The following is a 19,894-nucleotide window of genomic DNA, read 5'->3' as shown; positions in this document are numbered from 1 at the left end:
ACGCGCGCACGGCACTGACTACCCCCGAAGCTGAAGCTCACGCCGCCTCTCGTGCGTTTGGAGCCCCGAAAACATAATGCGCCCACTTCATCATAGCCCATTGGGCTGACAAGGGAAGTGTGCGCGGTCACAGCCATGCCGCATGCCGTGGTTAAGTAGACGGTAAGCCTTGGGGGTTAGCGCTTGATCATGCAGGAAAAAGGGGAGGGTCTGGTCACGGGCGTCGCGCGTTTCGTCGCGCCGGCCCTGGTCACCTTATGCCATTTTCTGATCGCCTGTGCTTCGCTGACCATCGCGCGCTGGTCGAACGGGCTTGCCGCAATCTGGCTGCCCAATGCTGTGCTGCTCGCCTATCTGCTGTTGACGCCGCGGCGACGCTGGACCGCGGCGATCTTGGGCGTGATCGCTTCCGGGACGGCGGCGAACACATTGGGCGGCGCGCCGCTGCCCCTCGGTGTCGCCTTCGGGATCAGCAACGGCGCGGAGCCGCTTCTGGTCGCCTGGCTGCTGCAGGCAGACCGGCGCAACCTTGACCTCGAGCGCATCGACGATCTCGGACGTTTCGTCCTGGCTCTGGTGCTCGTCGACATCGGCTCCGCGACCTACGCTGCGGCAATCTCCTCTGCCTTCTACGCCGCTGAGTTCGCGGAAGTGTGGATCAGCTGGTTCTCGTCCTCCTTCCTGGGGCTCGCGATCTTCACGCCATTGCTGCTGATCGTTGCCAAGCAACGGAAGGCGCCGCGGCTCACCGCGAGAGATTGGCGCGAAGGTTTCGCGGTCCTGGCCCTGGTTGCCGGTTTCGGCGCGATCGGTCTTACCCAGTCGCGCTGGCCGCTCTTCTTCGTGATGCTGCCCCCGGTGCTGATCGCCACCTTCAGGTTGCGTGCGATCGGCGCTGCGGCCTCGGTGCTGCTGCTGGCGGTTATGGGCACCGCGTCGATCATCGCCGGCCTCGGCTCGACAGCGGTGGGCGGCGGGAGCTTCGGCGAGCGCCTGATCCTGCTGCAGTTGTTCCTGGCGGTCGCGATCCTGACAGCCTTACCTGTCGCCGCGCTGCTGTCGCAGCGCGACCGATATGCTGCGACGCTCCGGGACCGGGAAGCGCAGCTGGCCTCGATCGTCGACGCGGTCAGCGACGTCATCTTCCGCACCGACGCGGAGGGCCGCTGGACCTATCTGAACCCCGCCTGGGAACAGCTTACCGGCCATGCGGTCGAGGAGAGCATCGGGCGACCGGTGATCGATCAGGTGGTCGAGGAAGACCGTGACGAACTTCGCGAGCGAATGCGCGGCTTCACCTCCGGTCTGTTCGATACGATGCGGCACCAGTTCCGCTTTCGCCATGAATCGGGCGATTATCGGTGGGGCGAGGTTCAGGCCAGACGGCTGCAGGATGCGGAGGGCCGGATGATCGGCGCCGCCGGCATCATCGTCGATATATCGGACCGATTGGCCGTCGCCGCGCTGGCAGAAGACGCGCGACGGCGGGCAGAGAAGGAAGCGGAGGCCGCTTTGCTGCTGGCTGCAACCGATGATCTGACCGGCGTCGCCTCCCGCCGCGCCTTTCTGACCGTGCTCGATCAGCATCTGCGCAGCGAGGAGCCGCTTGCGATAGCGTTGTTTGACATCGACCGGTTCAAACTGGTCAATGATCGCTACGGCCATGCGATCGGCGACGAGGTGCTGCGCGGCGTGGCGGAAATCGCCGAGAGCTGCATTCGCGAACGCGATCTGGTCGGCCGGCTCGGTGGCGAGGAATTCGCCGTGCTGATGCCGGGCGCCTCTCTCGCGCAAACCGTGGCGGTCGGCGAAAGGCTGCGCCGTGCATGCGAGGAAGCGGAGCATCCGTTCGGCCTGACGGTCACGGTCAGTCTCGGCGTCGCGGCTGCCGGCGAGGGCGTGGATTCGGCCGCTTTGTTGCGCCAGGCCGATGCGGCGCTTTACCGCGCCAAGTTCGAAGGACGGAACTGCCTGCGACTCGCCGCCTAGCGGCCGGCCTCCAGCGCCAGCATCGCGAAAGTCGCCAGCCAATGTTCGCCCATATAGTCTCCCGCGACATGCGGTAGGCTGGCATCAAGGTGGCGATCGGCCGCTGCCCGGGCGATCCTGGCAACATTTCCCGGAAAGGCGTTGGCGATCTCCCGCCAGCACCAGGCGCGGCTAAGGTTGCAGCCGTCGAGATGGGCGATCTTGCCGTCGTTCCGGTCCGACACAAACACTGGCTCGAGCAGCGAAACGGGCTCACCTTGTGCAAGCCGGGGCAGGAAGGCCGCGAACCACACCGGGAACTCATCCCCGAGCACATGCTTCATCAGCAGGGCCTCGCTGAGCGCGGAGGAGAGGAACTCGTCTCCGCCTGGCTCCCAAGCTTGGCAATCGCGGTCCTGGCCGAACCAGCCGCGCGCCTTGCCCGCGATCAGCGCGTGCAGCTTTGGATCGGGCCAGTCCAGCGCCAGCTTGAGCGCAAAGGCTGAGTTGAAATGCGTGCCCACCCGGATGGGATAGGTGAGCCGCGGGAGAAAGTTCAGGAATCGATCGGCGAAGGCAGCGGCGAGCGGATGCAATGCCTCGGCCCAGTCGCGGTCCTGATGACGCGCAGCCTCGGCCCAGAGGGCGATTGCCCAGGCCCAGCCATAAGGTCGCTCGAAGCCACCGGAGTAAGCGCGGTCCAGATAGGCGAGCTCTCCCGCGACCTTGCCGCGGGTCAGCATCTCGTCGGCCAGTGCCTCGATCCGGCGCGAGACTTCGAGGTCGGGGAAGAGCCGGCGCACGCGCAGCAGCAGCCAATAGCCGTGAACGCAGCTATGCCAGTCGAAGCTGCCATGGAAGATGGGGTGGAGCTGGGACGGCGACAGCACGTCTTCCGGCCCGTCCATCACATGATCGAGCTTGTGCGGATATTCGCGGCGGACATGGCCGAGCGCGATCTCGGCGAAGCGCCCGGCGATCTCGGGAGTAAGACTATGAGTCATCAAAAGGCGAACCAGTAGATCAGCGCGATATTGACGGCCAGCAGCGGGAGGGCGGTGCCGATCTGCGCCTTCACCACCGCGTTCCGGTCCTGCAGCTCCAGCAAGGCCGCGGGCACGATGTTGAAGTTGGCCGCCATCGGCGTCATCAGCGTCCCGCAAAAGCCGGCGAGCATGCCGATTGCGCAGACTACGGCCGGGTCGCCGCCGGCACCCTGGATCAGCAGCGGCAGGCCGATCGCCGCGGTCATCACGGGAAAGGCGGCAAAGGCATTGCCCATGATCATCGTGAAGAGGGCCATGCCGATCCCGTAAGCCGCGACTGCCGCAAACAGGCTGCCGGAGGGGATCACCTGCGCCGCTGCCCCTCCAACGAGATCGCCGACGCCGGCGGCCGCGAACACCGCCCCCAGGCTCGCGAGCATCTGCGGCAGCACCGCGGCCCAGCCGACGGCATCGATCAGCCGCCGTCCTTCCTCCAGCGCGGCCATCGGTCGGGGGCGGAGCCAGGCGTAGAGCGAGATCAGCGCCAGCGCCACGCCGAGGCCGAGCGAAACCAAAGTGACTTGCTTCGGGTCGATCAGCCCGGAGTCGGCGAGAAGGAAAGTGCCGGCCAGCGCCGTCACCGGGATGATCAGCGCCGGCAGGAATAGCTTGTTACCATGGCGGGTGCCGTCCTCGGCACTCTCCACCACGTCAGGTTTGCGCAGCACGCCGAGGCCGGCAAGCGCCACCAGCGCCAGCACGAGCAACCCATTGCCGAAATCGCCGAGCTGGTCACCCGCGAGGAAGCTCACCGCCAGCAGGCCCCAAAAAGCCGCATTGCAGAACCGCCGCCGCTGCGCGCTCAGCACGGCATAGGCGGCAAAGACCAGCCCGGCGAAGGTGTAGAGCGCGGGAAGGCCGATCATGATGGCATCCCATCATCGCTCGTCCCGAGCGAAGTCGAGGGGCGTTTCTCCAGGCTCGATGCAGGCGCCCCTCGACTGCGCTCGGAACGAGCGGAAGGAGTCTGGGCTAGACTTTTATCCAGCCAAAGCAGCCGTGCGCCATGAATGATAAAGGCGACGATAGCGGTCGGAATCGCCCAGACGGACAGCTGTAGCGGCGCGACCTGGATGCCGTTCTGGTCGAGAAAGCCGATGATCAGCAGGATCGAGCCGATCGCGATGAAAATGTCCTCGCCGAAGAAATTGCCGACGTTGTCGGTTGCCGCAGACATTGCCTTGACCCGCTCGCGGGTGCGGCCGTCGATCGGACCGGTGCGTTCGGCGGCCGCTTCCGCCATTGGCGCGACCAGCGGGCGCACCGTCTGGGGATGGCCGGCGATCGAGTTGAGGCCGATCGCCGCCGTCACTTGGCGGAAGAACAGATAGGCGAGCAGAAGCCGCCCGGTCGTGGCCCCGGCAAAGCCGGAGATCACCCGCCGCGCCTGCTGCCTCAGGCCGTAATGTTCGAGCAGGCCGATCACCGGCAGCGCCAGCCAGACGATCGAGACATAGCGGCTCTCGTTGAACGCCTTGCCGAGGATGGAGATGACCTCCCCAAGATCCCGTCCCGCGGCAAGACCGGTGGCTAGAGCCGCTGCCGCGACCACGGCCAGCGTGTTCAGCCGCAGCAGGAAGCCGAGAATGACGATGAGAATGCCGACCAGCGGCAGATAGTTCAGCAATCCAATACATCCCCGCGGTTCGGCCTGATCCCGAGCGTAGTCGAGGGATCAAAGGCCTCCCTTTTCTTTCGATGGGGATCATAGAACAAGGCAAGTCTTCGGCAAGCTCAGCCCGAGCGGATCAGACAGGCTGAGTCCGCCATTCGAACGGCGGCGCGACCTCCCGGCGGCCCACCATCAGCGCATCCGCTACCAGCCGCAGCGGCTCAATATCAACGCGGCTGCGGCGTTCGGCAATGAGACGCGCGAACTCGGCATAGATGGACGGGTATTCGCCCGGCCCAGTTGGCGAGCTTGGCTGCCCGTTCACGATCAGCTCGGCGCCCCCGTTGCGGAGCTCCAGATGGCGGTCTTCGGTTTCGACTGCGATCGTCCATTCGTCTGCACTTGCCGGGCACCAGTCGAACACGGCCGAGAGCGGCGCGTTGGCGGCCGGGCTGCTGAGGCTCAGGCGGACGACGATCGGCTGCTGCCGGTTGGCGGGCACGCGGAGCACCGCGTCTTCCACGATCAGCTTTCCCGGCATGATGCGGCTGGCAATCGATAGCGCGTTGATGCCGGGGTCGAACACACCAAACCCCTCGGCTTCCCACACCCAGTCCTGTCCCGGATGATATTTGTTGACGTCCTCGTGCCAGCTAATCTGCAAGGTTTTGATCCGCTGCCCCGCCAGCAGGTCGCGCGCCTGTTCGACGGCCGCGGCGTGTTGTGAATGCCAGGTCGTGAAGAGCACGCGGCCGAGCCGCTCCGCTTCATCCCGCAGTTCCTCGATCTCCCCCAAGGTAGTAGTCGGCGGCTTTTCGAGGAGGCAGTCGAGCCCGGCGTCGAGGCACTGCCGCGCAATGCCATAGCGCGGGCCAGGCGGCGTGCTGATCGTCACCGCGTCCAGCTCGCCGCCCAGCGCCGCAAGCATTGAGTCCGCCGTGTCGAAGCAGCGCACGCCGTCCTGATCGCAGCCCGCGCGAGTCACCACCGCCTTTAGTTCAAAGCCGCCGGCCGCCTGCAGCGCCGGGACATGAGCATCCCGCGCGATCTTGCCGAAGCCGATGATGGCGAGCCGGATCACGCCAGCCCACCGACATAGGCGCGTGCCTTGGCCGCAGTTTCCGCCGCCGACTGGCCCGGTCTGTATAGCCCGCCGCCGAGTCCGAAGCCGCCCGCACCTGCTTCCAGCCATGGCCGCATTGTGTCGGGCTTCACGCCGCCCACGACGACCAAGGGAACATGCGCCGGCAGCACTGCCTTCATGGCTTTGACCACCGCGGGCGATGCCGCCTCGGCCGGGAAGAGCTTCAGCGCGTGCGCGCCGGCCGCCAGGGCTGTGAAGGCTTCGCTGGGCGTAAAGAAGCCAGGTGCGGAAACGAGGCCAGCCTGAGCCGTCGCGCCGATCACGGCTGCATTCGTCGAAGGCGAGACAATGAGGCGTCCGCCAACGTCAGCGACGCGCTGCACCTGGTTCGGGTCGAGCACGGTGCCCGCGCCGATCAGCGCCCGGTCGCCGAACCGCTTCGCCAGCCGCTCGATGCTCGCGAGCGGATCAGGCGAGTTGAGCGGCACCTCGACGATGCGGATGCCGGCGGAGAGGATCGCCTCCCCGATCGCCTCGGCTTCGTCAGACCGAACGCCGCGGATGATCGCGATCAGCGGGCATTCGGCGAAATAGCGGGTAAAGTCGTCAACGGCGGTCATGGCGAAGGTCGCAAACAAAGATATTCGTCACCCCGGACGTGATCCGGGGTCCAGCTTCTTGGCGGGTCCAACCAAAGAAGAAGGCAGCTGGATCCCGGCTCAAGGCCGGGATGACGATGCAGGATTATCACCCGAGCCTCTCCGCAACGGCCCGAGCGCCGAGCAGGAAGGCGCGTTCGCCGTCCAGCTGAGTGCTGTCGCGGCCGGCCAGCCGCAGCGCTTCGGCATAGAGCGCGGTCAGGTCGCTACGCCCGATCAGCGCGACGTTGTCGCCGCCGAAGCGGTCGAGGCCGATCCGCACGTCCGCGCCGATCAGCAGTCCACTGATGAACGAGGCGCTATCCTCGCGCACCCCAAGCAGGAAGCGCGCCCGAACGGAGAAGAGTTCGGCGGTCAGATCGCAATTGGTCAAGCCATGCTCCGCGCCGGCGCGAAAATCGTCGTTGATCGACACTTCGCCGGCGAGCCGGTCCTGAAGGATGCCGTGCCGGCTCAGCATGCTGAACAGCTCGCCCGTCATGACGCTGCGGAACGGACCGATCGCGCCGCCTTCCATCCTAACCCATTTGGCGTGGGTGCCGGGATGGCAGATCACGCCGTCCGCGGGCGCCAGCCCCGCCGCGACGGCGCCTAGCAACTGCACCTCCTCGCCGCGCATCACATTGGCGTCGCGGCCGTCGAGCCAGCTGACGCCAGGCACGATGACCGTGTCCTCGGTCGGACGCTTCAGGGCAGCGATGAGCTCGTCCAGCCCCGCCGGTGCGGCGGCGTAGGGTGCTTCGACCCAGCCCCGGTTCGACCCAACCATGCCGGCAAGCAGCAGGCGGTGCCCGGGCCAGAGCGCGCGCAACCGGTCGATCTCCCCGGTATAGCCGCCCGGCGGCACCTTTAGCACGCCCATGCCGTCTTCGAGCAGCTCGCGGATCTCGCCGCCCGGCTCGACCGCCCAGGCGCGCCGGTTGGTGGTGCCCCAATCGACGGCGATGAAGCCTTGCGCCCAGTCTGTCCTGCCCGCCATAAGCGGGGGAACGGTCGGGCCGTCACTTCGTTTCGTCGCGATCATACCGGCCGTAACGCGACCGAACTGACCTGAGGTCTCAGGTTCGGCGCAGAGCGTCGCGGTCGAGGCTGACGACGGGGAGGGCTTGAGCCATCGCAAACTTCATGTTCGCCACCGGGATCGAGAATAGCATCCCGACCATCGACAATGGCAAGACCCGCGTCGACCAGATGGAGGTCTGCGGCCATTACAAGCATTGGAAGACCGACTTCGATCTGCTGGACGAGATCGGCATCCAGTATCTGCGCTACGGGCCCCCGATCCACACCACCTATCTCGGCCCCGGCAAATATGACTGGGAGTTCGCCGACATGACCTTCGCCGAGCTGCGGCGAAAGGATATCACGCCGATCGTCGATCTCTGCCATTTCGGCGTGCCCGACTGGATCGGCAACTTTCAGAATCCCGACTTTCCTGAGCTGTTCGCCGAATATGCCTCGGCCTTTGCCGAGCGGTTTCCTTGGGTGCAGCTCTACACACCGGTCAACGAGATGTTCATCTGCGCGACCTTCTCCGCGCGTTACGGCTGGTGGAACGAGCAACTCCAGTCCGACCAGGCTTTCGTCACGGCCTTGAAGCACATCGTCAAAGCCAATGTCATGGCGATGCAGTGCATCCTCAAGCGGCGCGCCAACGCCATCTTCATCCAATCAGAATCGTCCGAATATTTCCACGCGGAGAGTCCGGCCGCGATTCATTCAGCGGAAGTGCTGAACCGCGTGCGCTTCCTCTCACTCGACCTGAATTATGGCAATCGCGTCAACAGCGACATGTACGAGTATCTGCTCGAAAACGGCATGACCCGTGACGAGTATAACTGGTTCCTGACGCACCGGCTGAAGCAGCACTGCATCCTGGGCAACGACTATTACTGGACCAACGAGCACCGGGTGAGCGCTGACGGCACGTCCGTCGCATCGGGGGAGGTGTTCGGTTACACCGAGATCACCCGGCAATATTACGACCGCTATCGCTTGCCGGTGATGCACACCGAGACCAATCTGATCGAGGGGCCGAACGGCGACGAGGCCGTGCACTGGCTCTGGAAGGAATGGGCGAGCGTGCTGCGGCTGCGCAACGACGGCATCCCGACGGTCGGCTTCACCTGGTATTCGCTGACCGATCAAGTGGATTGGGACGTCGCGCTTCGGGAAAAGCGCGGGACCGTGAACCCGCTGGGCCTCTACGATCTGGACCGCAACATGCGCGCGGTCGGGCGCGCCTATAAGCAGCTGATCCAGGACTGGCGGGACGTGCTGCCGGCCTCCAGCGTGTGCCTGGCCGTGCCGATCGTCCCGCCGTCGCATTACGACATCATGGACGAGCGCGAGGCGGAGCGGATGCAGCGCGTGGTCAATTTGCGGCCAAGCACGACCCAATCCGATCCGCATTCGGGCTGATCATGCAAATCTCACGCATCGAGACGTTCATCGTGCCGCCGCGCTGGCTGTTCGTGCGCGTCGAGACGGCGGACGGCGCGATCGGCTGGGGCGAGGGCAGTCTGGAGGGGCATGCCGAATCAGTCGAAGGCGCATTCGAAGCGCTGAAGGACCGCTTTATCGGCGCCGATCCGCGCCGGATCGAGGATATCTGGCAGGTCGCCTATCGCGGCGGCTTCTATCGCGGCGGGCCAGTGCTGATGTCGGCCATTTCCGGCCTCGACCAGGCGCTGTGGGACTTGAAGGGCAGGGCGCTGGGCGTGCCCGCCTGGGAACTGCTGGGCGGCCGGGTGCGCGACAGGATCCGCGCCTATGCCTGGATCGGCGGCGACCGTCCGGCCGAGATCGGCGCCGCCGCGCAGGCCCGGCGGGCGCAGGGCTTCTCCGCCGTCAAAATGAACGCCACGCCGGAGCTTGACTGGCTCGGCACGCCCAAGCTGTTCGACGAAGTCGTCGCACGGGTGCAGGCGGCGCAGGCGGAAGGGATGGACGTCGGGCTCGACTTCCATGGCCGGGTGCATCGACCTATGGCGAAGCAACTCGCCAAGGTGCTGGAGCCGTTGGGCCTGCTCTTCATAGAAGAGCCGCTGCTCTCCGAGAACCATGAGGGGCTGAGCCAGATCGCCCACCTTGTCTCGACGCCGATCGCTTTGGGGGAGCGGCTTTATTCCCGCTGGGACTTCAAGCCCTTCTTCGAATCAGGCGCGGTGGACATCATCCAGCCGGACCTGAGCCATGCCGGCGGCTTGTCGGAATGCCGCCGGATCGCGGCGATGGCGGAAGCCTATGACGTGGCTGTGGCGCCGCATTGCCCGCTGGGGCCGCTGGCGCTGGCCGCCTGCCTCCAGCTCGCCGCCAACGCGCCGAACGTCGCCATTCAGGAGATGTCGCTCGGCATCCATTACAATACCGGCGGCCATGACCTGTTGAACTTCGTCACCAACAAGGAAGCGCTGACGCCGCTCGACGGCTATCTCCCGATCCCGCAGGGTCCCGGCCTGGGCGTGGAGATCGACGAAGCAGCGGTGCGCGAGGCCGACAAGGACCGTCACCGCTGGCGCAACCCGATCTGGCGCACGCGCGACGGCAGTTTCGCCGAATGGTGAGCCTCGAACCAGGTGGTAAAACCCCGGCTCGGGGCCGGGGCGTCGTCGCCTTAAGCGGCGATGCTGAGCCGGCCGCCCTGGCTGTAGCGCGCGTCGCGGGCTGCCTCCTCGGCAGTCTGCGGGCGAAGATAGGACACGCTCAAGGTGCGGCCGAACAGATCGTCGCCCCGCATCTGAACCTTCGTGTCTGTAGCGCCCTCAGGAAGCCGATCACGCAGCGCGGCAAGCTGGTCGATCATGCGGTCGAGCGAAACGCGGTCTTCGACCTCGAAGAAATCACGTACCATACGAGTCATAAGCGCCCCCCCGGGCACGATGCTAAATCAAACGAACACGCGTTATGCGTGCCGGATGCTTAATGCACCGTGACCATCGCCGAAAGCGGAATGCGGTGACCAACATGAGTGAATCTGTGGATAATTTTCATGTGAGTCAGCAATGATCTCGATCACAGCTGGCTGGTATGAGCTGGTGCTGGCTCCTGAAGTGGGCGGTTCGATCGCCAGCCTGACGCATCGCGGCCGTCCCATTCTGCGAGGGAGCAACGCGCCGGAAAGCCCCCTCGACTGCGGCTGCTTCCCCCTCGTCCCCTATTGCAACCGCATCCGCGGCGGCGCCTTCGACTTCCGTGGCCGGCGGGTGGAGATCGCGCCCAACATGGCCGGCGACGCCAGCCCGTTGCACGGCGATGGCTGGCTGACGCCCTGGACGGTCGCGAGCCAGACCCAATCGAGTGCCTCGCTGATCTTCGCGCACCAACCCGGCGAATGGCCCTGGACCTATGAGTCGCGGCAGGTCTTTCACTTGAGCGACGCCGGTCTGGAGGCTGAGATCGACTGCCGGAACCTGGCGCAAGAGCCGATGCCCTGCGGCCTCGGCTTCCACCCTTATTTCCCCTGCGACGAGTCGACCCGCATCGAGACATCAGTCGAATGCGTGTGGGAAGTGGACGACAAGATCCTCCCCACCGGCGTCGCTCCGGCCCTGGGACGCTATGCGCTGGACGGCCGTCCAGCCTGCGGGCGCGGGCTGGACAATGGCTATGGCGGCTGGGGCGGCGAGATGCGGCTGGTCGGCGGCGACGGCGCCGTGACCGTCATGACCTCGCCCGACGCCGGGTTTTTCCAGATCTACTCGCCGCCCTCTGGTGGGCTGCTCGCGGCCGAGCCGGTCAGCCACGCCAATGCGGCGCTGAACGAACCTGAGGAGAAATGGCCTGAACTTGGCCTGCGCGTGCTCGCGCCTGGTGAGAGGATGCGGCTGCGAATGAGGCTGAGGTTGGAACCCTGAGCCGGTTCGGCCTGAGCTTGTCGAAGGCCTCCCTTCTTTAGCTCCGCGGACGAAAAGGGAGGACTTCGACAAGCTCGGCCTAAATCGGTATCGAGATATCATGATCCTGCTTCCCCGCCGCACCGTGCTCCTCGGCGCCGCCGCGTTAGCTGGAACCGCGAGAGCGCAGCGGACGGTTGATCTGGGCCTGCCCGGCGGCCCCTCGCAGAGGCCGACTAGCAATGCGTTCCCGCAGAAAGGCGAGATGATCGTGCAGCGGGTCCGCCCGCCGCTGCTGGAGACGCCGTTCGAGGTGTTCGACCAAGGCGTGTTCACGCCCAACGATCGCTTCTTCGTCCGCTGGCATTATGGCGACATACCGGCGAGCATCGATCCGGCCGCCTTCAGGTTGGCCGTGCGTGGGGCCGTAACGAAGCCGCTGTCGCTCAGCCTGGATGAGCTGAAAAAGCTGCCGCCGATCGAATATGCGGCAGTCAATCAATGCTCCGGCAACTCGCGCGGGCTGTTCGAGCCGCGCATCGCGGGCGCGCAGTGGCGGCACGGCGCGATGGGTAATGCGCGCTGGACCGGGGTGCGGCTGAAGGACGTGCTCGATCGCGCCGGCGTCAAGCCCAGCGCGGTAGCGGCCCGGTTCGGCGGGCTGGACGCGCCGCTGGTGCCGGAGGCGCCGGATTATCTGAAGTCGCTCGGCATCGACCATGCGCGCGACGGCGAGGTGATGATCGCGTGGGCTCAGAATGGCGAGCCACTGCCTTGGCTGAACGGATTTCCGTTGCGGCTGATCGTGCCGGGCTGGTTCTCCACTTACTGGGTGAAGATGTTGAGCGAGATCGAAGTGCTCGACAAGGCCGACGAGAATTACTGGATGGCCAAGGCCTATCGCGTCCCCGACACGCCGTTCGGCCATGTCGAGCCTGGCGCCCAGGGCTTTCCCACCAAGCCGATCTCGACCATGCCGCCGCGATCATGGCTGACCAGCCACGCCGATGGAGCTCGCATTGGCGCCGGCCAGGCGCTCGAGCTGCGCGGCATTGCGCTGGGTGGAGACCGCGGCGTAGCGAAGGTCGAAGTTTCGGTAGATGCTGGCGCGAGCTGGCGCGAGGCCCGTCTGGGCAAGGATGAAGGACGCTACAGCTTCCACCGCTTTGATCTCACGCTGCCACCGCCGTCCGCCGGGGCGTTGGCGGTGCTTACCCGTTGCACCAATGCTTCGGGCGCGACTCAACCGATGAAGCCGAACTGGAATCATTCGGGCTATTTGCGGAACGTGGCCGAGACGGTCAGGCTCGTGGCGGCATGAAGGCGCTGATCGCCTTGGCGCTGGTCGCCGCGCCCGTCGAGTTTGCGCTGCCCGGTGACGAGGCGCAGTTCACCGGACCCGACGCCGACCTGCTCAACGCCAACTGCCTCGCCTGCCACAGCGCCTCGATGGTGCTGCTCCAGCCCCAGATGAGCGCGGAGCAATGGCGCCATTCGGTCGAGAAGATGCGCAACGTCTACAAGGCGCCGATCGGGGAAGCCGATGCAGCCAAGCTGCCGGACGCGCTGGCCCGCGCGCAAAGCCGGTAGGATCAGGCAAGATTCGAGAATGTTGGTCCTTCCTGAAAACGGGCCACCGCGTCCGCTAAGGGTGGAAAGCAGGCATTGCCATTGTGCAGCGGGTGGGAGAGCATTGGAGCATGGACGGCCAAGCTACCGACGCCGAAATCATCGATTTAATCGCCCAAGAGCGCGGACTGCCTCGCCACAAGGTGACGCTGTCCTCGCGGCTGCGACACGATCTCGGCATGGATGGCGACGACGCGGTGGAGTTCTTTCAAGACTTTGAGAGGCGCTACGACGCAAATCTGACAGCCCTCTACAAGCATTGGGGGCAGCACTTCGGGCCTGAGGGTTTTGGCAGTCCGACTATGTTCCTTATTGGGCTTGTGCTGGTCTGTCTCCCGATACCTCTGATCCCGCTGGGCATCTCGCCAGTAGCAGTCTGGGGTATTGAACTTGCCGCTGTGATACTGTGGTTGTGGCCGCTCAAGCAGTGGCCGCTGAAGGACAGGACCATCCCGGTCACAGTGCAAGATGTGGTGGTGGCGGCGAGAACCAAGCAGTGGCCAGCGGCGTATCAGGAGGAGGCTTGAAGGTCCGCTAAGGTCGTTAGCCGACGGTCGCGTTATTGGATGCTGGCACAACCTTGGGGTGGAACTACGCGTCGATCGCCTCTTCATCCAACCGCGCCGCATTTTCCTGGATGAACTGGAAGCGATGCTCGGGATTGCGGCCCATCAGCCGATCCACCAGTTCGCGCACCAGATACCGGTCCTCGGCATCGTCGGGCAGGGTGATGCGGATCAGCGAGCGGGTCTTCGGGTCCATCGTGGTCTCCCGAAGCTGGCCCGGGTTCATCTCGCCCAGGCCCTTGAAACGGCCGACCTCGACCTTCTTGCCCTTGAACTCGGTCGCCTCGAGCTGCGCCCGATGCGCGTCGTCGCGGGCGTAGAGACTCTTGCCGCCCGAGGTGAGGCGGTAGAGCGGCGGCTGGGCGAGATAGAGGTGCCCGCGCCGGACGATCTCGGGCATTTCCTGGAAGAAGAAGGTCATCAGCAAGGTCGCGATATGGGCGCCGTCCACGTCCGCGTCGGTCATGATGACGATGCGTTCATAGCGGAGCGCATCCGGCGCACATTTGTCGCGCGTGCCGCAGCCTAGCGCCTGGATCAGGTCGGCGATCTCGTTGTTCGCGCGGATCTTGTCGGCGGTGGCGGACGCGACGTTCAGGATTTTGCCGCGGATCGGCAGGATGGCCTGCGTCTTGCGGTCGCGCGCCTGCTTGGCGGAGCCGCCGGCCGAGTCGCCCTCGACGATGAACAACTCCGTGCCCGCCGGATCGGAAGCCGCGCAATCGGTGAGCTTGCCCGGCAGCCGGAGCTTGCGCGCGCCGGTCGCCGTCTTACGCTTGACCTCGCGCTCCGCCTTGCGACGCAGCCGCTCGTCCATCCGGTCGAGCACGAACTGCAGCAGCGCCCGGCCACGCTCCATCCGATCGGCGAGGAAATGGTCGAAGTGATCGCGAATGGCGTTCTCGACCAGCCGCGCGGCCTCGGGGCTCGTCAGCCGGTCCTTGGTCTGGCTCTGGAACTGCGGGTCGCGGATGAACACGCTGAGCATCAGCTCGGAGCCGGTGACCACGTCCTCGGCGGTGATGTCCTTAGCCTTCTTGTTGCCGGTCAGCTCGCCAAAGGCGCGGATGCCCTTGGTGATCGCGGCGCGCAGCCCGGCTTCGTGCGTGCCGCCGTCCGGCGTCGGGATGGTGTTGCAATACCAGCTGTAGGAGCCTTCGCTCCACAGCGGCCAGCCAACCGCCCATTCGACGCGCCCCTGTCCCTCAGGAAAGTCCTGCGAGCCGGTGAAGAATTCGGAGGTCGCGCATTCCCGCTCGCCGACCTGCTCCTTCAGGTGATCCGCGAGCCCGCCCGGAAACTGGAACACCGCCTCGGGCGGGGTGTCGTCGGCGATCAGTTCAGGCGCGCATTTCCAGCGGATTTCGACGCCCGCGAACAGATAGGCCTTAGACCGCGCCAGCCGGTAGAGCCGGTTCGGCTTGAACTTCATCTCCTCGCCGAAAATCTCCGGATCGGGGATGAAGGACACGGTGGTGCCGCGGCGGTTCGGCACCGCGCCGAGCTTCTCGAGCGGCCCCAGCGTCACGCCTTTCGAGAATCTCTGGCGGAACAGCTCCTTGTTGCGGGCCACCTCGACGACCGTATCGGAGGAAAGCGCGTTCACCACGCTGACGCCCACGCCGTGCAGACCGCCCGAGGTCGCATAAGCCTTGCCGGCGAACTTGCCGCCCGAATGGAGCGTCGAAAGGATCACTTCCAGCGCCGACTTGCCCGGAAATTTGGGATGCGGGTCGACCGGAATGCCGCGGCCATTGTCGCTGATCGTGAGCCGGTTTCCTGCCTCCAGTGTCACTTCGATCCGCGTTGCGAAGCCTGCGACCGCCTCGTCCATCGCATTGTCGAGCACTTCGGCGGCGAGGTGGTGCATCGCCCGCTCGTCCGTGCCGCCGACATACATGCCGGGCCGCCGCCGCACCGGCTCCAGCCCCTCCAGCACCTCGATCGACGAAGCGTCGTAATCCTGCGCCAGCGCGGCGTTCGAAGCGAACAGATCGGACATTTGGGGAACGCTATAGAGCGGGCGAGTCGGCGCTCCAAGCGGGTGTGGTGCTTTATCCCCCGGTTCGTGTGACCAGTGTATTGGAGCGGCAATACACGCTTGCGTCCGCTCGCCAAGCCCGGCAGTCTCGGCGCCAACATTCGTTCTTTAGGAGACCAATCCATGCGCCTGCTCGCTGCCGCTGCCCTGCTGCTTTCGTCTTCGGCTCTCGCTCAGGTGCCAAAAGAGCAGCTCGCCAAACCGCCCGCCGATGCGCGGCACTTCGTGATCCTCTCGACAGGCGGCAAGCATGGCGACTCCCATATCTGGACCGCGCCGGACGGCACTCGGATGGGACGCGAGAGCCTGTTGCTGCGAGGACAGGTGTGGGAGACGGACGCTTCCGCCCGCACTGGCGCCGACGGCATGCCGGGCAAGGTGGAGATCAGGGGCATCTCGCCCAGCGGCAATGTCGGCGAAGTGTTCGAGATTGCAGGCGGAAAGGCGAACTGGAAAAGCCAGATCGATCATGGTTCGGCCGCCTATACCGAGCCTGCCTTCTACGCTCCGGTCGGCGGGCCGATGGCGACCAATGCCTGGTTCGTCGAGCGGCTGCTCGCCAGCCCCGACAAGACGATGAAGCTGCTGCCGGGCGGCACGGCGAGTGCCGAGAAGCTGACGACGATCAGCGTCGGCGAGGGTGCGAAGAAGCAGGACGTTACGCTGTGGGCGGTCAGCGGCGTCAGCAACTCGCCCCTGCCGATCTGGACCGATGCGCAGAACCGCTTTTTCGGCGTCACCTTCGTGCTCGGCTGGCTGCCCGTAGGCTATGAAAGCGAGATGCCGAAGATGGAGGCGGCACAGTCCGCGGCCATGTCGGCGCGCATGCCTGCGCTCGCCAAGTCGCTGGTGACCGTGCCTACCACGCCAGTCGCCTTCACCAATGTGAAGCTGTTCGACGCCGATGCGAAGGCGTTCAGAACGGGCCAGACGGTAGTGGTCGACAAGGACAAGATTGTCGCCGTCGGACCCGCCGCTTCGACGCGGGTGCCGGCCGGCGCGCGGGTGATCGAAGGCCGCGGCAAGACGCTCGTTCCCGGCCTCTGGGACGTGCACATGCATGTCGGCGACGAATATACGCTGCTGCAGGAGCTTTCGCTCGGCGTCACTTCGGTCCGCGATCCGGGCAATAATGACCGGCTGACGATCGAACGGCGTGCCCGCGCGGCCGAGGGCAAGTTGCTCAGCCCCACCGTCTATCCGTCCTCGCTGATCGACGGGAAGGGGCCGAACACCGCGCAGGTGGCCAATGTCGCGAACAGCGAGGCAGAGGCGATTGAATGGGTTCGCAAGGCAAAGGCGAACGGCTTCAATGGCGTCAAATTCTACGGCACGCTCAACCCTGCATGGCTGAAGTCAGCCGTCGACGAAGCGCATCGCTTGGGGCTGCACGTCCACGGCCATATCCCCCAAGGCATGCGGCCGCTTGAAGCGGTCAATCTCGGCTATGACGAGGTCACGCACATCAACTGGCTGATGATGCAGGCAATGCCTGACAGCGTTATCCAGCAGTCGAACGGCATCATGCGCTTCGAAGGGCCGGGCCGCTTCGCCAAGGATGTCGATCTCGACAGTCCGGAAATGCGCGGCTGGATCAAGGCCATGGCTGACAAGAAGGTCTATAGCGACCCGACGATGATTGCCTTCGAGAGCCTTTACGTGCCCGAAAATGGCGAGCTGTCGCCCTCATATGCGCCCTTTGTCGGCACCTTGCCGCCTACGACCGAGCGCGGCTTCAGGAGCGGCGGCTTCAAGGTGCCCGAAGGTCTGACCCGCGCCGATTACCGCAAGAGCTGGGCAATGATGGTCGAGCTGCTCGGCCGGATGCACAAGGCCGGGGTGCCCGTTGTCGCCGGCACCGACGGATCGGGCCTGGAGATCGTCCACGAGCTGGAAATCTACCAGCAGGCCGGCTTCACCCCCGCCGAAGCGCTCGCCGCCGCGACCATCGTGCCGGCGCGGATGATCGGAGTGGACAAGTCGGTCGGCTCCATCGCAGTCGGCAAGACCGCAGACCTGGTGCTGGTCGAAGGCGACCCCGAACAGCGCATCGGCGACCTCCGCCAGACCCGCATCGTCATGCAGGCCGGCCGCATCATGGACGCCGATGCACTCAGAAAAGCGGCGGGATTTTTTGGAAGACCGAAATAGAGTTGGACCGGTCTCGTCATTCCGAGCGAAGCGAAGCAATCCACCAGGTCGGCGACACCGATGGACTGCTTCGCCGCTTCGCTCCTAGCAATGACGAGTACCCGGATAGCGTCAGCGCGTCGCCGCGAGCCGTAGTGGGAAGACGTTCTCCATTGCGTTGAGCCGTTCGGCCAGCGCGCGGTTGCAGGCTTCGTAAGCGGGGACGAACTGGCGTTCGATCTGGTCTTCGCTGAGGCACCAGGGGATCAGGCCGGACAGTGTCTCGCTGTGAGTGAGGCGGGTGCCCGAAGCTTCCGGGCGCAGGTCGAACAGGTGATCGCCGGTGAAGAGCAAAGGCACATGTCCGCGCCAGGCGAGTGCGCGGCCGCGGGCGGCGCGTGTGATAGTGACCGTCTGCCGCACGGTGGCGTTGGGCTTGGCCGGGTTGAGGAAGCGCATCCGCACCCTGGCGCCGGGCCGCGCCTCGCCGTCCGCTTCCAGGTTCAGCGGGTTCCATTCGGCATAGCGGGCGAAATCCGCCAGCACGTCCCACACCCGCTCTGGAGCATGGGGCAGATAAGCAGAGGTGAGCACGCGCTTGGGCATGAGGTCATGAAATGAGGGGCTCCTCCGCCGTCAAGCGGAAGAGCCCCTCTCGTCGATCAAGGGGTGGGAGGGATCGACGAAGCTGCGATCAGCCGACCAGCAGATTGCCGTTCATCTTCACCGGCCGGCTGATGTTGAAGTAATTGGGGCTGGTCGCGAGCACCGATTGGTGGATTTCCTCGAACTGCTCGCGCGTGCCATTGCCCTTGATACGCACGTCATAGTCGAGCTGGGGATAGCCGGCGGGCACCTGGTCATCGAGCCCGAAAAAGCCGCGCAGGTCGAGCTCGCCCTTGGTCTCGATCTCGACCGACTCGAGCTTGATGCCACGCATGGACGCGCCGGCGACATAGCCGACCAGCATACACGCATTGACCGCCGTCATCAGCAGCTCCTGCGGATTGGGCGCCGTGTTGGTGCCGAACAGCTCGACGGGCTCGTCGACGGTGATCTTGAAGTCGCGCTCGATCGGCTCCCCGCCATGGTTGATGGTGCCGACCGTCGTCTCGCTGCGGCACTGGCCCATCCAACGCGTCGTGACGTGAAAGCCCAGCTTGGCCTTGGCCGGATCGGCCTGCACGCCCGCGACCGCCTCGCCGAGCGCCGCCACGTCGATATCGTTGACGATGTTTCCGGAAACCGTGTCCAACATATGTCTTCTCCTTGGGAAATCAGCTGAAAAGAGGGGCGGCCGCATCGACTTTGGCGAGCGCGGCGGGCGACAGCCGGCCAAGCGTGTCGCGGAAGTTCGAGTGCGCCATGCCGGAGCCGAGATATGTCCAGCGCGCCGCCTGATGCTGTTGCGCGACCAGCGCCGCCTTGTCGGCAATGCTGCGGCCCGCGGCGCGTTCGAGCGCGACAAGGTTGAACTCCGCCTGCTGCGCGAGCCCCGCGTCTATGAAGGCGCCAATGTCGAGATATTCGTCGATCGCAGCCAGGATCTCGACCTCGCTGCGGCCTTCGGCGAGCGCCTCCACCATCAAGGTGTCCAGCTTGGCGTGCTGCGCTTCCTCCATCCAATGGTGGCGCAGCAGGCTCTTGAACAGCGGATCGATGTCGCCATCGTCCTTGACGCTGTCAACATAATGGCTCTGCGTCATCCATTCGATGTGGAGGATTGCCAGCGCCACGGCGAGCGGGTCATGCGACAGGATCTTGGCGCCGATCGCTTCCGCCGGGCCGATCACCTGGCAATCCGTGCCGAACCCCGCCGCAAAGGCAGCATGGAAGCGCCGGAACAGCTGGATATGCTTGGCTTCCTCGCTCGCGAAGTTGAGCAGCGCGCGGACGCGGAAATCATCCTTGTTCAGGTGCGGCCGTGCGTGGTCGAGCACGAACGGCAGGATGAACTCTTCGATGACGCCGAACAGCACCAGATATTGGTGCCCGCTGATCTGGTTCAGCAGCTTGCGCTCGGCCGCGGCAAGGCCCGGCGCCGCATTGGTGCGGGCCAAAGCTTCCGGCATGAACTTGCGGCTGAAGTCGAGCTTCTGGTCCGGCCCGAGCACGTCGTCGAGCCGCCAGGCAGCCCGTTCCGACGAGCCGAGCACGGCTTCGTAACTGAAATCCCGGTACATTCTTGTTCCCCAACAGGCGGAGATCAGACCAGGTGTCCGCCGGTCGCGATCCAGGCCAAAGTGGTTGCGCTCATGGCGAAACAACCGACACCGGCGAGAAAGAGGCCAGCGGCCTCCACGAACCAACGCGACACCTTCATC

General features: G+C 65.3%; 19 protein-coding genes. 8 read left to right on the top strand and 11 right to left on the bottom strand.

Annotated elements, in window-relative coordinates; translation table 11 throughout:
• Window positions 1-189: 189 nt before the first annotated feature.
• On the top strand, window positions 190-1,989 hold the full coding sequence (locus VGT77_RS10450; protein WP_327462629.1) for a diguanylate cyclase: 1,800 nt from the start codon (window positions 190-192) through the stop codon (window positions 1,987-1,989).
• On the opposite strand, the gene VGT77_RS10445 is transcribed toward VGT77_RS10450, so the two are convergent.
• From VGT77_RS10445 to VGT77_RS10420, 6 genes are all read right to left on the bottom strand, one after another.
• Window positions 1,986-2,972, bottom strand: a complete 987-nt coding sequence (locus VGT77_RS10445; protein WP_327462280.1) for a DUF2891 domain-containing protein — start codon at window positions 2,970-2,972, stop codon at window positions 1,986-1,988. The two genes, VGT77_RS10450 and VGT77_RS10445, sit on opposite strands and share 4 nt — an antisense overlap.
• Window positions 2,972-3,880 (bottom strand): DUF979 domain-containing protein, encoded by a 909-nt coding sequence (locus VGT77_RS10440; RefSeq protein WP_327462278.1) that lies wholly within the window; start codon window positions 3,878-3,880, stop codon window positions 2,972-2,974. The genes VGT77_RS10445 and VGT77_RS10440 overlap by 1 nt, the downstream gene beginning before the upstream one ends.
• Window positions 3,877-4,638: a DUF969 domain-containing protein gene (locus VGT77_RS10435; RefSeq protein WP_327462627.1), complete on the bottom strand. Its 762-nt coding sequence runs from the start codon at window positions 4,636-4,638 to the stop codon at window positions 3,877-3,879. The genes VGT77_RS10440 and VGT77_RS10435 overlap by 4 nt, the downstream gene beginning before the upstream one ends.
• Before the next feature lie 124 nt (window positions 4,639-4,762).
• Window positions 4,763-5,707 (bottom strand): Gfo/Idh/MocA family oxidoreductase, encoded by a 945-nt coding sequence (locus VGT77_RS10430; RefSeq protein WP_327462276.1) that lies wholly within the window; start codon window positions 5,705-5,707, stop codon window positions 4,763-4,765.
• Window positions 5,704-6,330, bottom strand: a complete 627-nt coding sequence (locus VGT77_RS10425) for a 2-dehydro-3-deoxy-6-phosphogalactonate aldolase (RefSeq protein WP_327462274.1) — start codon at window positions 6,328-6,330, stop codon at window positions 5,704-5,706. The genes VGT77_RS10430 and VGT77_RS10425 overlap by 4 nt, the downstream gene beginning before the upstream one ends.
• Window positions 6,331-6,457: 127 nt before the next feature.
• On the bottom strand, window positions 6,458-7,348 hold the full coding sequence (locus VGT77_RS10420; RefSeq protein WP_327462272.1) for a 2-dehydro-3-deoxygalactonokinase: 891 nt from the start codon (window positions 7,346-7,348) through the stop codon (window positions 6,458-6,460).
• A 146-nt stretch (window positions 7,349-7,494) separates the two neighbouring features.
• On the opposite strand from VGT77_RS10420, the gene VGT77_RS10415 reads away from it, so the two are divergent.
• A complete protein-coding gene (locus VGT77_RS10415; RefSeq protein WP_327462270.1) occupies window positions 7,495-8,790 on the top strand; it encodes a family 1 glycosylhydrolase in 1,296 nt (431 codons plus the stop codon).
• 2 nt (window positions 8,791-8,792) lie between these two features.
• Window positions 8,793-9,935 (top strand): galactonate dehydratase, encoded by a 1,143-nt coding sequence (dgoD, locus tag VGT77_RS10410; protein WP_327462268.1) that lies wholly within the window; start codon window positions 8,793-8,795, stop codon window positions 9,933-9,935.
• A 50-nt stretch (window positions 9,936-9,985) separates the two neighbouring features.
• Here dgoD and VGT77_RS10405 read toward each other — a convergent pair whose 3' ends face one another.
• On the bottom strand, window positions 9,986-10,231 hold the full coding sequence (locus VGT77_RS10405; RefSeq protein WP_327462265.1) for a hypothetical protein: 246 nt from the start codon (window positions 10,229-10,231) through the stop codon (window positions 9,986-9,988).
• A 142-nt stretch (window positions 10,232-10,373) separates the two neighbouring features.
• Here VGT77_RS10405 and VGT77_RS10400 point away from each other — a divergent pair, with 142 nt between their 5' ends.
• The 4 genes from VGT77_RS10400 to VGT77_RS10385 all read left to right on the top strand — a co-directional run bounded on the left by VGT77_RS10400 (window position 10,374) and on the right by VGT77_RS10385 (window position 13,360).
• Entirely contained in the window at window positions 10,374-11,225 is an 852-nt protein-coding gene (locus tag VGT77_RS10400; RefSeq protein WP_327462263.1) for an aldose 1-epimerase, read from the top strand.
• 100 nt (window positions 11,226-11,325) lie between these two features.
• Entirely contained in the window at window positions 11,326-12,525 is a 1,200-nt protein-coding gene (locus tag VGT77_RS10395) for a molybdopterin-dependent oxidoreductase (protein ID WP_327462261.1), read from the top strand.
• Window positions 12,522-12,794 (top strand): cytochrome c, encoded by a 273-nt coding sequence (locus VGT77_RS10390; protein ID WP_327462259.1) that lies wholly within the window; start codon window positions 12,522-12,524, stop codon window positions 12,792-12,794. The genes VGT77_RS10395 and VGT77_RS10390 overlap by 4 nt, the downstream gene beginning before the upstream one ends.
• 110 nt (window positions 12,795-12,904) lie before the next feature.
• Window positions 12,905-13,360, top strand: coding sequence for a DUF1493 family protein (locus VGT77_RS10385; protein WP_327462257.1), 456 nt, complete (start codon window positions 12,905-12,907; stop codon window positions 13,358-13,360).
• Window positions 13,361-13,424: 64 nt separating this feature from the next.
• Here VGT77_RS10385 and parE read toward each other — a convergent pair whose 3' ends face one another.
• Window positions 13,425-15,401 carry a DNA topoisomerase IV subunit B gene (gene parE / locus VGT77_RS10380; RefSeq protein ID WP_327462255.1) on the bottom strand — a complete coding sequence of 659 codons (1,977 nt, stop codon included), beginning with the start codon at window positions 15,399-15,401 and terminating at the stop codon, window positions 13,425-13,427.
• Window positions 15,402-15,563: 162 nt separating this feature from the next.
• Here parE and VGT77_RS10375 point away from each other — a divergent pair, with 162 nt between their 5' ends.
• Window positions 15,564-17,591, top strand: coding sequence for an amidohydrolase family protein (locus VGT77_RS10375; protein WP_327462253.1), 2,028 nt, complete (start codon window positions 15,564-15,566; stop codon window positions 17,589-17,591).
• A gap of 111 nt (window positions 17,592-17,702) precedes the next feature.
• Here the strand turns inward: VGT77_RS10375 and VGT77_RS10370 are convergent, their stop codons facing one another.
• The 3 genes from VGT77_RS10370 to VGT77_RS10360 form a co-directional block, all read right to left on the bottom strand.
• A complete protein-coding gene (locus tag VGT77_RS10370; RefSeq protein ID WP_327462251.1) occupies window positions 17,703-18,176 on the bottom strand; it encodes an SRPBCC domain-containing protein in 474 nt (157 codons plus the stop codon).
• Between the two features lie 88 nt (window positions 18,177-18,264).
• Window positions 18,265-18,828, bottom strand: coding sequence for an OsmC family protein (locus VGT77_RS10365; protein WP_327462249.1), 564 nt, complete (start codon window positions 18,826-18,828; stop codon window positions 18,265-18,267).
• A gap of 19 nt (window positions 18,829-18,847) precedes the next feature.
• Window positions 18,848-19,753, bottom strand: a complete 906-nt coding sequence (locus tag VGT77_RS10360) for a diiron oxygenase (RefSeq protein ID WP_327462248.1) — start codon at window positions 19,751-19,753, stop codon at window positions 18,848-18,850.
• Window positions 19,754-19,894 lie beyond the last annotated feature (141 nt).

Source organism: Sphingomonas sp., assembly GCF_035944535.1.
Taxonomy (GTDB): domain Bacteria; phylum Pseudomonadota; class Alphaproteobacteria; order Sphingomonadales; family Sphingomonadaceae; genus Sphingomonas_B.
The sequence above is the reverse complement of the archived record's forward strand: the minus strand, read 5'-3'. Positions and strand labels throughout refer to the sequence as shown.

Coding starts and splice junctions, on each gene's coding strand:
- dgoD (WP_327462268.1), top strand. CDS start 8,793: ATGCAAATCTCACGCATCGAGACGTTCATCGTGCCGCCGCGCTGGCTG.
- VGT77_RS10390 (WP_327462259.1), top strand. CDS start 12,522: ATGAAGGCGCTGATCGCCTTGGCGCTGGTCGCCGCGCCCGTCGAGTTT.
- VGT77_RS10440 (WP_327462278.1), bottom strand. CDS start 3,880: ATGATCGGCCTTCCCGCGCTCTACACCTTCGCCGGGCTGGTCTTTGCC.
- VGT77_RS10360 (WP_327462248.1), bottom strand. CDS start 19,753: ATGTACCGGGATTTCAGTTACGAAGCCGTGCTCGGCTCGTCGGAACGG.
- VGT77_RS10405 (WP_327462265.1), bottom strand. CDS start 10,231: ATGACTCGTATGGTACGTGATTTCTTCGAGGTCGAAGACCGCGTTTCG.
- VGT77_RS10385 (WP_327462257.1), top strand. CDS start 12,905: ATGGACGGCCAAGCTACCGACGCCGAAATCATCGATTTAATCGCCCAA.
- VGT77_RS10425 (WP_327462274.1), bottom strand. CDS start 6,330: ATGACCGCCGTTGACGACTTTACCCGCTATTTCGCCGAATGCCCGCTG.
- VGT77_RS10375 (WP_327462253.1), top strand. CDS start 15,564: ATGCGCCTGCTCGCTGCCGCTGCCCTGCTGCTTTCGTCTTCGGCTCTC.
- VGT77_RS10370 (WP_327462251.1), bottom strand. CDS start 18,176: ATGCCCAAGCGCGTGCTCACCTCTGCTTATCTGCCCCATGCTCCAGAG.
- parE (WP_327462255.1), bottom strand. CDS start 15,401: ATGTCCGATCTGTTCGCTTCGAACGCCGCGCTGGCGCAGGATTACGAC.
- VGT77_RS10365 (WP_327462249.1), bottom strand. CDS start 18,828: ATGTTGGACACGGTTTCCGGAAACATCGTCAACGATATCGACGTGGCG.
- VGT77_RS10420 (WP_327462272.1), bottom strand. CDS start 7,348: ATGGCGGGCAGGACAGACTGGGCGCAAGGCTTCATCGCCGTCGATTGG.
- VGT77_RS10400 (WP_327462263.1), top strand. CDS start 10,374: ATGATCTCGATCACAGCTGGCTGGTATGAGCTGGTGCTGGCTCCTGAA.
- VGT77_RS10395 (WP_327462261.1), top strand. CDS start 11,326: ATGATCCTGCTTCCCCGCCGCACCGTGCTCCTCGGCGCCGCCGCGTTA.
- VGT77_RS10415 (WP_327462270.1), top strand. CDS start 7,495: ATGTTCGCCACCGGGATCGAGAATAGCATCCCGACCATCGACAATGGC.
- VGT77_RS10450 (WP_327462629.1), top strand. CDS start 190: ATGCAGGAAAAAGGGGAGGGTCTGGTCACGGGCGTCGCGCGTTTCGTC.
- VGT77_RS10445 (WP_327462280.1), bottom strand. CDS start 2,972: ATGACTCATAGTCTTACTCCCGAGATCGCCGGGCGCTTCGCCGAGATC.